At 65.2% G+C, this 13,309-nt stretch carries 11 protein-coding genes; 5 read left to right on the top strand and 6 right to left on the bottom strand.

The genetic code is table 11. From position 1 onward, the window contains the following. Positions 1-37: 37 nt before the first annotated feature. The gene (locus ACTDXD_RS23000; protein WP_440124496.1) at positions 38-2,629 is read right to left on the bottom strand and encodes a multicopper oxidase domain-containing protein; all 2,592 of its coding nucleotides are present in this window, start codon (positions 2,627-2,629) and stop codon (positions 38-40) included. A 118-nt stretch (positions 2,630-2,747) separates the two neighbouring features. Beyond that, positions 2,748-3,770, bottom strand: coding sequence for an Rv2578c family radical SAM protein (locus ACTDXD_RS22995; protein ID WP_440124495.1), 1,023 nt, complete (start codon positions 3,768-3,770; stop codon positions 2,748-2,750). 164 nt (positions 3,771-3,934) lie between these two features. Between ACTDXD_RS22995 and ACTDXD_RS22990 the strand changes: the two genes are divergently transcribed. Then, positions 3,935-4,273: a type VII secretion target gene (locus ACTDXD_RS22990; protein ID WP_440124494.1), complete on the top strand. Its 339-nt coding sequence runs from the start codon at positions 3,935-3,937 to the stop codon at positions 4,271-4,273. Then, a complete protein-coding gene (locus ACTDXD_RS22985) occupies positions 4,270-5,496 on the top strand; it encodes a hypothetical protein (RefSeq protein WP_440124493.1) in 1,227 nt (408 codons plus the stop codon). Before ACTDXD_RS22990 ends, ACTDXD_RS22985 begins: the two co-directional genes overlap by 4 nt. Positions 5,497-5,525: 29 nt before the next feature. On the opposite strand, the gene ACTDXD_RS22980 is transcribed toward ACTDXD_RS22985, so the two are convergent. The 3 genes from ACTDXD_RS22980 to ACTDXD_RS22970 form a co-directional block, all read right to left on the bottom strand. Then, positions 5,526-6,080, bottom strand: a complete 555-nt coding sequence (locus ACTDXD_RS22980) for a hypothetical protein (protein WP_440127765.1) — start codon at positions 6,078-6,080, stop codon at positions 5,526-5,528. 85 nt (positions 6,081-6,165) lie between these two features. Further along, positions 6,166-7,440 (bottom strand): histidine--tRNA ligase, encoded by a 1,275-nt coding sequence (hisS, locus tag ACTDXD_RS22975; protein WP_440124492.1) that lies wholly within the window; start codon positions 7,438-7,440, stop codon positions 6,166-6,168. Between the two features lie 45 nt (positions 7,441-7,485). Then, positions 7,486-8,169 carry an MBL fold metallo-hydrolase gene (locus ACTDXD_RS22970; RefSeq protein WP_440127764.1) on the bottom strand — a complete coding sequence of 228 codons (684 nt, stop codon included), beginning with the start codon at positions 8,167-8,169 and terminating at the stop codon, positions 7,486-7,488. 149 nt (positions 8,170-8,318) lie between these two features. On the opposite strand from ACTDXD_RS22970, the gene ACTDXD_RS22965 reads away from it, so the two are divergent. From ACTDXD_RS22965 to ACTDXD_RS22955, 3 genes are all read left to right on the top strand, one after another. Then, a complete protein-coding gene (locus ACTDXD_RS22965) occupies positions 8,319-9,188 on the top strand; it encodes a peptidylprolyl isomerase (protein WP_440124491.1) in 870 nt (289 codons plus the stop codon). Continuing rightward, positions 9,188-9,961, top strand: a complete 774-nt coding sequence (locus ACTDXD_RS22960) for a peptidylprolyl isomerase (protein ID WP_440124490.1) — start codon at positions 9,188-9,190, stop codon at positions 9,959-9,961. Before ACTDXD_RS22965 ends, ACTDXD_RS22960 begins: the two co-directional genes overlap by 1 nt. A 152-nt stretch (positions 9,962-10,113) precedes the next feature. Beyond that, on the top strand, positions 10,114-10,929 hold the full coding sequence (locus ACTDXD_RS22955) for a peptidylprolyl isomerase (RefSeq protein WP_440124489.1): 816 nt from the start codon (positions 10,114-10,116) through the stop codon (positions 10,927-10,929). Between the two features lie 14 nt (positions 10,930-10,943). On the opposite strand, the gene ACTDXD_RS22950 is transcribed toward ACTDXD_RS22955, so the two are convergent. Then, positions 10,944-13,256, bottom strand: coding sequence for a RelA/SpoT family protein (locus tag ACTDXD_RS22950; protein ID WP_440124488.1), 2,313 nt, complete (start codon positions 13,254-13,256; stop codon positions 10,944-10,946). Positions 13,257-13,309 lie beyond the last annotated feature (53 nt).

Genomic DNA, 13,309 nt, shown 5'->3' with positions numbered 1-13,309 from the left:
CGACACCGCGCCGGGGGCTTCTCGCCGTGCCCCAGCATCATTCGACGACGATCTTCCCCATCGCGCCGCGGTCACCGTCGAACATCCGATGGTTGAGGAACGTGTAGGTACCGGGTTCGAGGAACTGCAGTTCGACGAACCCACCCTGCGCGACCGCGAGGTCGAGGACCTGCGAGCCCCCGCTGTCCGGATCGCCGGCACGCACGAGATACGCACCTTCCTTGTAGACGGTGTCGAATTGGGCACCGACGACGTGGAAGGCGACGGTCTCGTTGGGGCCGGCATCGAGGATCCAGATGCGCAGACGGTCGCCGGCCGCTGCGTGTAGCGGACGATGCACGTACTGGTCGGCAAACCCGTTGAACATCACCAGATCCGGATTACCTGCCGCGACCTTTGCTGCGTCGACCTGTCCGTCGCCGAGGTAGGTGTCCGACTGCACCATGAGGTACTCGGCATCGACCGGTCCGAGGCTCGGCGGGTCGATGACGACCGCACCGAACATCCCCGCGGCGATGTGTACCGCCATCGGCGGAGTCGCGCAGTGGTACAGCCAGATTCCGCTGTGCTCGGCCCGGAAGCGATAGATCAGCTCCTCACCCGGATTGATCGTGCGCATGGGCTCGTCGGGCCCGACCATGCCGGCGTGGAAGTCGACCGAGTGCCCCATACTTCCGTTGTTGACCATCGTGATCTCGAAGAGGTCGCCGACCTTCCCCCTCAGAGTCGGTCCCATCGCTCGCCCGTTGTAGGTCCACATGGTCTGTGGTACACCGGGAGCGTATTCACCTGGCACTTCGGTGATCTCGAAGGTGTAGCGATGTGTTGTGCCCGCAGGTGCAGCCTCGAGCACAGGGTCTCGGGCCACGAAACCCTCGCCCGGGTCTGCAGCGAGGTCGATTGTCGGCGCGCCGCCTGTCGAGACGTGGCCGTGGCTCATCGATTCACCGTCACCAGCGTCCGCGTCGATGCGGAAGATCATGCCCTGCTGCCGATGCCCGACGATCGAACACCAGCCCTCGACGTCGGAGCCGACGACCCCCACTTCGAGCGTCGCGGACTCACCCGGCGCAAGCCTGCCGGTATCGTGGCCGGTCGCAAGAACAAGATCGTGCACCTGTTCGTCCGAATTCGTGACAGTGAGGACCAGTCGGTCGCCCGCAGGCACAGTAACGATATCGGGAGTGAAACGCATCCCGACGGCCTCGATGTGAACCTCCGTGATATTTCCGGTCGGGGTGACCCCTGCCGAAGCGTCCTGCCCACCGATACTCCCGCCACCGACACCCGAGGAGACAGCGAAGACGAGCGCGAGGCAGGCCAGCGCCGCGGTGGCCTGCAAACCACGCTGATGAACGGCCGGGTCGTGGTCCGGTGGTGCCTGCCCCGCCATCACAGCTCGACGGCCCGCCGCCGACGCCCTGGCACTGGTGATCATGATGGGGAGAAACATCACGAAGGCGAGCATGACGAGTGAGGTGACCCCGACTCGCATCCAGCTCGGGAGTGGCACGAGGAACAACAACAGACCTGTGTTGATGACGACGATCCGCCAGATCCACCACCGGTTCATCTTGTCTACGCCTGTGCCGACCACCGCGGGCCCCCCACCCATCAAGGTTGGCAGCAGGTGACTCATGACTCCGAACAGCAATTGCGCCGCGAATCCGGCCAGGAAGGGCACGGTCATCAGCGTTGCCCGATGGGAGTCCATCGGCCCGGTCGCGAGCACGATCGCCAGGGCGGCGAGTGACCCGAGCAACCACAGCATCGCTGCGGTGACGGAGGCCGCAGCGAATCCGTTGGGCGGATGAGACAGCGCATCGCGCAACAACGGTGCTGCCACGACGATCCATCCGGCAAGGTAGACCACGCAACCGGCCGCCGCGACGAGCGAGTTTCCGGTCAAGGCCCCGGCCGTGAGCACCGCAATACCGATGAGCAGGACAGCCAGGGCTACAGGGCGTCGTCCCGACGATGCGTCCGGTGCCCCGATCAGATTCGGATACATGACGGTGAGCACTCCGGCGGCGGCCAGACCAAGGAACCCCAGCAGGTTCATGGCCTGGTGAGCAAGGAGAAATCCGGCTTCGGTGTGCTCCGTGGCCCCGTAGGCCAGCACTGCGCCGAATCCGGCACCGAACGGCAGCATCGCCGACGACGCGACGAGAAACCACACGCGCTGTGCATGTCCGGCCGGCCGGTCCCCCGCCCGGGTCCTCTCCCGCTGCGCCCGCACGGTCAGCAATATCAGGGAAATCGCATGCCAGGCCACCATCGCACCGATGAGTACCGCTCCGGCGAGGGTCGCCGGGAACCATCCACCGACGACGCCGACGATCGTGACGACGATGCCGGCATTCAGAGCGTAGATCTTGGTGAGCTGTGGCCCGCGCTCGGTTTCGGAGAGGTGAAATCCCAGGAATCGTTCGGCAAGGGTCTGCGACCACACCACGATCGAGTTGGTGACTGCTCCCAATGTGAACAGATGCACGAGCAGCCATCGCGACTCCGGCAGGAACGGATGCGCGAGCCCGGCGAAGATCAGTAACACGAGCCATACCCGCACAGGAAAACCCGCTCGCTGGTGCCAACTCTTGGGTCGCTTCACCCGTCTCGTGGTGGTCACGGCTCGATGGTAGGACCACAGCGATGTCGAATACTACCTATTGTCGTAGCGCCCACACCGGTGTTGCCGAAATCCTTTGGAGGTGAAGGCCGAAAGCCTCTATGAACGCATCCGCACCTCAGAAAAGCGTGGGAGAACCGATCGTTTCACCCTCCCGGGCGGGGGCAGGCAGGGCCGCGCTTCGATGCGTCTTTCGTCCACCCCCGAGTCCGAACTGTTCGACAAGCGGATCGACTCGCGCTTCGAGCCAGCGCGCGTACTCCCCGCCCACATAGGCGCCTCGACCGTAGAGCCTCCGATATCGCGGCAGCAGAGCGGGATGCTCCGAACCCAGCCACGACAGGAACCATCCGCGCGTGGATCCACGCAGATGCATCGGAATCACGGTCACTCCGGACGCACCCGCAGCCGCGAGGCCGGCGAACAGACCCTCGAGGTGCCGTCTCGAATCCGTGAGATACGGGATGACAGGAGCGACCATCACATGACACGACATGCCCGCGTCGGTGATCGCACGGATGAGATCGAGCCTCGCCTTCGGAGACGGTGTCCCCGGTTCGATCTGTTGTTGCAATTCGAGGTCGCCGATCGCCAGGGAGACCGAGAGACGGACATCGACCTGACGTGACGCAAGCGTGAGCAACGACAGATCGCGTCGGAGGAGCGTGCCTTTCGTCAGAATCGAGAACGGAGTACCGGATTCCGTGAGGGCACCGATGACGCCCGGCATCAGGCGATACCGGCCTTCGGCACGCTGATACGGATCGGTGTTGGTGCCGAGCGCCACGTGCTGGCGTTTCCAGGACTTGCGCGCGAGTTCCCGACGAAGGACGGCCGCGACGTTGGTCTTGACCACGAGCTGAGTGTCGAAGTCGTGGCCGGCATCGAGGTCGAGGTACTCGTGTGTCGGGCGCGCGAAACAGTAACGGCACGCGTGACTGCAACCTCGGAACGTGTTGACCGTGTACTCGAATGGCAGACGTGATGCCTCGGGTGTCTTGTTCAATGCACTCTTGCACAACACCTCATGGAAGGTGATGCCCTCGAATTCGGGGGTCTGCACGCGGCGAACAAGATCGGAGCGCCCGAGCCCGGGCAGCGCACCGTCGTCCGCGTCCACTGCCTGCGTCGTCCACCGCATACCCACAGTCGAACACTAGTACGAGCCACTGTCAACCATCTCGTCGAATCGGTGTTCGATCCTCACTCCCACCGACCCGACCATTCGCTCCACATGGAGGCCCGGTCGCGCTACCGGACACCTCGAGTTAAAGTGCTCCACACGTTGATATCGAGGGGGGTTCGATGAGCGGTTTGATTCCCGGTGCCGGAATCCGGGTGGTTCCCGATGGAGTACGACTGTACGGAAGCACCAATCTTCATGCAGCAGAACAGGTTGCGCGTGCCGGATCGATGGATCTGGGAGCGAATGTCGCGTCACTGAGTCCGGCAATGGGGTTGATCGGCGCCGATTTTCTCGCAGCGTTCGTCGCCGCACAGAGCGAACACACGCGCGCTGTGGGGCAACTGGCACTCGCGTACGCATCCAACGGCATTGCGGCACATGAGGCCGCCGCCGCATACGACGGCACCGATACTGCCACCGCTGTTGCTCTCACACGCTCCAACGGGAGCCTCGCGTGAACGCTGTCGCACCGATGCAGGCGCCCGAGGTCTCGCCCACCGTACTCGATGCCTTGCGCGCATCGCCCGTGGCGCCCGTGCTCGACATGCCACTGCCATCGGCACCCGAACTGCCTACCTTCGCACCGCCGACGGCACCCGGACCGGACACCATCAACGAACTGCTGCAATCGATTCCGATCCCTACACTGCCCGAGTTCGACGAGCTGCTCCGCCCCCTCGTCGAACTCGGAAACATGTTCGGCACCGGCATCTGCGGAGCACTCGATCCCTCGGCCATCCTGGAGCAGGGTGCAGGGCTGCTCGACGGTGCCGCCACGCTCGGCCGATCGGCGCTGTCCGCCCTTCCTGAATCGTGGGAGGGCACAGCAGCCGATACCACCGCCGAGCACTCGACCAAAGCGCAGTTCGCGTCGTACGAACTGAGTGAGCGCGGCAACCTCATCGGTCAGGTGACCCGCGCGGCGAGCGCTACCGTGGAGCGCGGGAACATCGAGTTGACCGGCATCGCACAGTCTTTCATTGCGTCCGCCGTCGCGACCGCGCCGGTGGCCATGACTCCGCCCGGACAGGCTGCGCTGATAGCGTCGGCCGTCGAGCACGTCAGTTCTGCACTTGCGGTCGTCGCACGGACCCGCGGCGAACTCACCGGGCACACAGTAGCGATGAATGCACTGACTCCGCCGATCCCGGTGCCTGCGCCTGCCATGACATCGATGCCGCTCGATCCGAGTGGGTTCGCCAGCTCGGCTTCGGGCGCTATACCGAGGATCGGTGAGATCTTCCCGGGCCCTGTCGGCGAGCCCGCCTCGACCCTGCCCACCTCGACAGGAACGACGGGCGCAACCGCCACGCTCGCCACCTCGGTCACGTCCGGTACCGCCGCGGCAGGTCTCGGAACGGGAAGTTCGGGTGCGGCGTACGGCAGTGCGGCAGGCAGCTACGGCGCGGCGAACTCCGGTGCGACGGCGATTCCGCCGGCCGGGGCACCTATCGCAGCGGCCCCCACCTCCGCCGGCGCGGGTACAGCCGGTAATGCAAGTGGCGCCGCCCGCGGGCCTGCCCTCGGTGGCGCGCCGGTGACTGCAGCGAACCGCGCCGAGGACGCCGAGCAACGTCGAACCCGAGGGATTCTCGTCACCTCCGGGGCCACCAGCGAGGTGGTCGGCGAGCTACCGTTCGTGACCCCCGCGGTGATCGGAGCCGTCGACGACCAGTGGTGATCCGTCCCGGCAGGCATCACGAGGTGGCATCACTCGACGAGTGATGCCACCTCGTGATCGGTCAGAGTCGTCTGAGGTACCCGTCCCGCGCCGCGCGCCAGTTCGACCGCGCGGTACAACGGGCGTTCACCGAGTCCGGCATCCCGCGCTTCCGCGCGTAATTGCTCGACGAGGACAGACGAGATCGCGGCCGCCGAAGCCAGTTCACTCGAGGCGAAGGCATCTGCCAACCTCCGTAGCGCAAGGATGTCCAGCTCGCGGCCACCGTCACCGCTGTACAACGCGATCGGAACCATGATCAGACCGTGGCTGCCATCGTTGACTCGCACGATGACCTGCGACACCCGGCCCACACGCACCAGCAGTTCGATTCCCGCGAGGTGCTCGAGTTCGACCCTGCGCGATCGGAACAGTCCGCTCGCTGTGATCACCGTTCCGTCGAGACGGATATGCCGTTTCGTGACGGTGATCGCACCGAGTGCCGGGACGAGGCCCACGACAGCGGCAACGAGGGCCGCGATCCACCACGATGCCACCAGCCACACGATCGCGCCCACGATCAGACCGACGAGAACCGCGAGCATCGCGAGTTTCCGGGCTCGCGGTGCCAGTAGCTGCGCGGGGATCAGGTCGAGTGCGATCGGTTCCGGTCTCGGCGCGTGCCGACCGTCAGGCGCGGTCAACTGCCTCACCCACGCGTGCGACGACGTCGGCGAGCGGCACTGTCTCCTGCTCACCGTTGCGGAGATCCTTGACGACGATCTCTCCGGCCTCGAGTTCCCGATCTCCGAGGACCAGTGCGACAACGGCGCCGGACTTGTCGGCTGCCTTCATCGCGCCCTTGAGCCCTCGGCCGCCATAGGCCAGATCGACGCGGACTCCCGCGGCTCGCAATCGGTGCGCCACCGGTACGAGCGCACCCTTGGCTGCATCCCCCATCGGAATGCCGTACACCTCGCACCGTGCGGAGGTGGCCGCAGTCTTGCCCTCTGCGGCGAGCGCGAGGATCGTGCGATCGACACCCAACCCGAAACCGATGCCGGACAACGCCTGTCCGCCGAGCTGCTCCATGAGTCCGTCGTACCGGCCGCCCCCGCCGATGCCGGACTGGGCGCCGAGTCCGTCGTGTACGAACTCGAACGTGGTCTTGGTGTAGTAGTCGAGTCCGCGCACCATGCGGGGATTGACCACGTACGGCACGCCGAGCGCGTCGAGATGTGCGCGCACCTCGTCGAAGTGGGCCTGCGCGCTCTCGGACAGATGGTCGAGCATCAACGGCGCACCTGCGGTCATCTCCCGAACCTCGGGACGCTTGTCGTCGAGCACCCGTAGCGGGTTGATCTCCGCGCGACGACGCGTCTCCTCATCGAGAGGAAGACCGAACAAGAACTCCTGCAACCGTTCCCGATACTGCGGTCGGCAGGTGTCGTCGCCGAGAGAGGTGAGCTCGAGGCGGAAACCGTCGAGGCCGAGGGTCCGGAATCCCGCATCCGCGATCGCAATTACCTCGGCGTCGAGCGCCGGGTCGTCGATACCGATCGCTTCGACCCCGACCTGCTGCAACTGTCGGTAGCGCCCGGCCTGGGGTCGTTCGTAACGGAAGAACGGGCCCGAGTACGACAGCTTGACCGGAAGCTGCCCGCGGTCGAGACCGTGCTCGATCACCGCGCGCATGACGCCTGCGGTGCCCTCCGGTCGCAGTGTGACCGATCGATCGCCGCGATCGGCGAAGGTGTACATCTCCTTGGTGACGACATCGGTCGACTCACCGACGCCACGCGCGAACAGCCCCGTGTCCTCGAAGATCGGCAGTTCGATGTGCCCGTATCCCGCCAGGCGCGCAGCTCGTGTCAAACCGTCGCGTACCGCCACGAACTCGGCGGACTGCGGGGGAACGTAATCGGGCACGCCCTTGGGAGCCGAGAACGTGGAGGCCTTGCTCACTGTCGCTGCTTTCTCTCGTCGGAAGATTCGATACTTCGTCCCGGGTCAGCGGGATCCGGTGAGACCGACCAGGAACGGGTTCGAGGACCGCTCCTGCCCGATCGTGCTGGAACCGCCGTGGCCGGGCAGAATCGCTGTGGTGTCGTCGAGCACCAGCAGCTTCGCGGCGATCGACGCGAGCAGTTGCTCATGGTTGCCGCCGGGCAGGTCGGAACGACCGATCGATCCCTGGAAGAGCGTGTCGCCGGTCAGGGCAACGTCGAACTCGACACCGTCCGGGTTGCTCGTGCGGGTGCGAAGGACGACCGAGCCCTGGGTGTGGCCGGGCGTGTGATCGACGACGAACGTCATGCCCGCATGCTCGATCTCGTCGCCGTCGGCGAGTTCGATCACCTCGTGCGGCTCGGTGAACGTGGTTCCTTCCAGCAGCGGAGCGAGGCTCGATCCCAACCCCACGCCGGGATCGCTGAGCATGTGGCGATCATCCGGGTGAATGTAGGTGGGGATCGAGAATCGATCGGCGACGGTCTGGGCAGACCAGACGTGGTCGAGGTGACCGTGCGTGAGGAGCACCGCGCGCGGCGTCATGTCGGAGCCGGTGAGGAACTCGATCAGAGGCTCCGCGGCGTCCTGGCCCGGGTCGACGACGACGCACTCCTTCGCGTTGTCCTGCGCAAGGATGTAGCAGTTCGTCTGGAACATCCCCGCGGGAAATCCGGTTACGAGCACGAGCATCGCTCCTACTGTGTGGGCATTCGTGGTCTCGTACAGCCTAAGCGCTGTGCCCTGACGCCCCGTTCTCAGGTTGGGGTGGCAAACTCGACTCGGCCTGAACGCGGGCACCAGCACATCGATCGGTTCACGGGAGGACAAACGCAGTGCCGAGCAATGCACAGCGGCGCCAGGCCGCGAAACGCAAACTCGAGCGCCAGCTCGAGCGCCGAGCGGAACGCGAACGTAAACGACGCCGTCTGACAATCGCACTGTCGGCACTCGGCATCGTCGTGGTGGTCGGTGCGGTCACTGTCCTGTGGACCATGAACGGAGGTTCCGAGGACACTTCCGAGACCGCAGCGACCGACACCTCCGAACCCGAATATCCTGCACTGCCCGACGGCCGGGCCGAACCCCTCGCCGAATCCGTGAGCTGCGAGTATCCGGCCGATGGCCGCGAACCGTCGAAACCGGTAGAGCCTCCGCGCACCGAGGGGATCCTCACCTCCGGTGAGGCCAACACGGACATCAGCGTCAGTGTCGAGACATCGCAAGGCAACATCGGGTTGATCCTGCACAACGCCGATTCGCCGTGCACGGTCAACAGCTTCCTGTCCCTCGCGTCACAGAGCTACTTCGACGCGACCACGTGCCATCGGCTGACGACGGCCCCCAGCTTGCAGGTGTTGCAGTGCGGCGATCCGACGGGGTCCGGGTCCGGCGGGCCCGGCTACCAATTCGCGAACGAGTTCCCGACCGATCAATTCGCGCCCGACGACCCCGCATCCCAGGAACCGATGACATACAAGCGCGGCACCCTCGCGATGGCGAATGCCGGACCGGGGACCAACGGCAGCCAGTTCTTCTTGGTGTACGGCGATTCCGTCCTGCCGCCGCAGTACACGGTCTTCGGTGAAATCGACGAGACCGGACTCCAGACACTCGACAAGATCGCGGCGGACGGAGTTGCCGGTGGCGGCCAGGACGGCGCCCCGGCCCTCGAAACAACTCTCACGAGTGTGAGGATGGACTGATGATCCGATTGCGCACCACCGTTGCCGCCGGCGCAGGCCTGGCTCTGCTGCTGGCCGGCTGCGCCGACGACTCCGCGAGCGACACCACGACGACCACATCCATCAGCTCCGAGGCCGACCAGCCGCCCGCGTCGGGCGCACTGCCGGAGCGTCCCGCGGACGGCGAACCCGTCTCGTGCACTTACGCACAGGACGGGCAAGCCGCCAAGGACGTGACACCGCCGTCCGACTCGGACGTGTCTGCGGCAGGCATCGCCGAGGTTTCGATGACGACGAGCGCCGGGCCCATCGGGTTGTTGCTGGACCGGGCATCTGCACCATGCACGGTGAACAGTTTCGTCTCACTCGCCGAGCAGGGCTACTTCGACGACACTCCCTGTCACCGGCTCGTGACGTCGCCCGGACTGCAGGTACTGCAGTGCGGTGACCCGACGGGCACCGGCACCGGTGGCCCGGGTTACGGATTCGACACCGAGTACCCGGAGAACTTCTACGCCAAGGGTGCCCCGCAGCTGCGTCAGCCGGTGGTATACCCGCGCGGCACGATCGCCATGGCCAACACCGGACAGCCAGGTAGCAACGGCAGCCAGTTCTTCCTCGTCTATGAGGACTCGCAACTGCCTCCGACGTACACCGTGTTCGGCACAGTCGACGAAGCAGGCCTCGCAGTCATCGAGGAGGTCGCTGCGGCGGGCGACGACGGTTCGATGTCGGCGGGCGGCGGCGCTCCGAATCTCCCCGTACAGATCGAATCGGTGACCGTCTCGTCGTAGAGCACGGCTCCTGACCCACGGGGTGTTCCTCGCCGCCACGGCGAGGAACACCCCGTCTTCTGTGTCGGCCGCCGAAACATCCGTGTGCAGTTTACGGAAAAGTGACAACACCTCTATCAAATCGTGATTCTTTCCACTACGCTACCGACTCTGTGATATCTCCTACATCGATCGGCTCGTCCGGATTGCGCGGTTTCGCCGCCGCAGGCGTGCTCCTCGGTGCCGCACTGACAGCCGGCTGCTCCAGCGGTACAGCCGCAACGCCACCACCCGCCACCACCACAACCGAGGCTCCCAGTCACGCACTGACCAGCGAAGCCGTATCGCGTTACCCCCGCCTCCCCGACGCCCCTCCGGTGGATTCCCCCACTGCCTCCTGCTCGTACACAACTTCGGGATCGGCCGCACGGAGCGCGACGCTTCCCTCGAAGTCCGCCTCGACCACCGGCACAGGGGACCTAACATTCGAGACCTCTATCGGCCGTATCGAACTCGTCCTCGACAGAGGCCGTGCACCCTGCACGGTCAACAGTTTCGTCAGCCTGGCCCAACAAGGCTTCTACAACGGCACGTCATGCCATCGGCTGGCCGACGAAATCGGTCAGCAGTACTACCAGTGTGGCGACCCGACAGGAACCGGCACGGGTGGACCGGGCTACACCTATCCGGACGAGTACCCGGTGCAGCAGTTGATGGCACAGACCGCGACGGGAAGGCCCCCGCAGATAGTCGCCTACCCGCGCGGGACGGTAGCCGTGGCCGACAGCGGCAGAGCCGACTCGAACGGGAGTCAGTTCTTTCTGATCACCGGCGACACACTGCTGCGCCCCGATTACACGGCCTTCGCCCGCATCACCGACGAGTCACTGGCGCGTCTGGATGCCGCGGCGGCGACCGGTCACGACGCCAGCTCGATTCTGGGCGGCGGCGTACCGAACACCCCTGTGACGATCACGTCGGTGGGGTAACCGCTCGATCCGTCCTAGGCTGCCGACGTCACCCGGTAGACGTCGTATACACCCTCGACGTTGCGGACCACGTTCAGCACGTGCCCGAGATGCTTCGGATCACCCATTTCGAAGGTGAATCGGCTCACCGCAACCCGGTCGCCAGTGGTGGTGACGGATGCAGACAGAATGTTGACCTTCTCGTCGGCCAGCGCCTTCGTCACATCGGAGAGCAACCGGTGCCGGTCGAGTGCCTCGATCTGGATCGCGACGAGGAACACCGATGACGGCGACGGCGCCCACTCGACCTCGATGATCCGCTCGGATTGCTCACGCAGAGAACCCGCATTCGTGCAGTCTGTGCGATGCACGCTCACCGAGCCGGTGCGCGTCACGAACCCCATGATCTCGTCGCCCGGGACCGGGGTGCAGCACTTCGCGAGCTTCGATACGGTGCCAGGTGCGCCCGGGACGAGGATGCCGGAGTCGCCGCTCTGCCGCGAGCGGGTGGGGATCGTGGACGGTGTGGACCGCTCGGCGAGTTCTTCTTCGACGCCGCCGACACCGCCGAGCAATGCCACGAGGCGCTGGACGGCGTGATGAGCCGACACATGATGCTCACCGACAGCGGTGTAGAGCGCCGACACATCGGCGTAGTGCAGCTCCTTGGCGACCGCCACCATCAGATCGGCGTTCATCAACCGCTGCAACGGCAGTCCGACTCGGCGGACTTCCTTCGCGATCGCGTCCTTGCCCGCTTCGAGTGCTTCCTCTCGGCGTTCCTTCGCGAACCACTGCCGGATCTTCGCCTTCGCGCGAGGAGAGACAACGAACGCCTGCCAGTCGCGGCTCGGCCCGGCATTCGGGTCCTTCGAGGTGAATACCTCGACGACCTCGCCGTTCTCGAGCTTGCGTTCGAGGGCTACGAGTCTTCCGTTGACTCGTGCCCCGATACATCGATGTCCGACCTCGGTATGCACCGCGTACGCGAAGTCCACGGGGGTCGAACCCGATGGCAATGTGATGACCTCGCCCTTGGGGGTGAACACGAAGATCTCTTTGACGGCGAGGTCGTACCGCAGAGATTCGAGGAATTCGCCGGGATCGGCAGCTTCACGCTGCCAGTCGAGCAGTTGACGCATCCACGCCATGTCATCGACCTCGGCGACATCGCCCGAGTGCCTGCCTTTGGTCTCCTTGTACCTCCAGTGCGCGGCAATCCCGAACTCGGCGGTCCGGTGCATGTCGCGCGTCCGGATCTGCACTTCGAGCGGCTTACCCTCGGGACCGATGACCGTCGTGTGCAGCGACTGATACACCCCGTACCGCGGCTGCGCGATGTAGTCCTTGAACCGCCCCGCCATCGGCTGCCACAGGGAATGGACGACGCCGACAGCGGCATAGCAATCGCGGACCTCGTTGCACAGAATCCGCATACCCACCAGGTCGTGGATGTCGTCGAAGTCGCGGCCCTTGACGATCATCTTCTGGTAGATCGACCAGTAGTGCTTCGGGCGGCCTTCGACGGTCGCGTCGATCCGTGACGCAGCGAGCGAGGACCCGATCTCGTCGCGCACCTTGGCCAGGTACGTGTCGCGGGACGGGGCGCGGTTCGCGACCAGTCGCACGATCTCCTCGTACTTCTTCGGATGCAGGATCGCGAACGAGAGGTCCTCGAGTTCCCACTTGACGGTCGCCATGCCGAGTCGGTGCGCGAGCGGCGCGATGACCTCGAGCGTTTCGCGGGCCTTACGTGCCTGCTTCTCGGGCGGCAGGAACCGCATCGTGCGCATGTTGTGCAGTCGGTCGGCCACTTTGATCACCAGAACCCGCGGATCGCGGGCCATGGCAATGATCATCTTTCTGATGGTCTCGGCCTCTGCAGCATTGCCGAGCACGACCTTGTCGAGCTTCGTGACACCGTCGACGAGGTGCGCAACTTCCTCCCCGAACTCCGAGGTGAGCTGTTCGAGGCTGTACCCGGTGTCTTCGACCGTGTCGTGCAGCAACGCGGCGATCAACGTCGTCGTATCCATGCCGAGTTCGGCGAGGATCGTCGCGACCGCCAGCGGATGGGTGATGTACGGATCCCCGGATTTGCGCCGCTGACTCGCGTGCCGTTCCTCCGCGACATCGTAGGCACGCTGCAACTGCGACAAGTCGGCCTTGGGATACAGCTCACGATGGATCGTCACCAGCGGTTCGAGCACCGGCTTGACAGCGGTGCTGCGCTGACCGGTGATCCGGCGCGCGAGGCGAGCCCGCACACGCCGCGAGGCCGAACTCGACGCAGGTGTCGCTGCGGGTGCCGCACCAGCGCTCTGGGACTTGTCAAGATTCTGGGTCATCCCCGTTCCTCCCATCGCTGGCTCCGGAACACCGGCTTTCCGCCAACTGTAAT

Origin of the sequence: Rhodococcus sp. SJ-3, from assembly GCF_051918125.1 — a bacterium.
GTDB lineage: Bacteria > Actinomycetota > Actinomycetes > Mycobacteriales > Mycobacteriaceae > Rhodococcus.
This window is presented reverse-complemented; position numbering and strand designations above follow the sequence as displayed.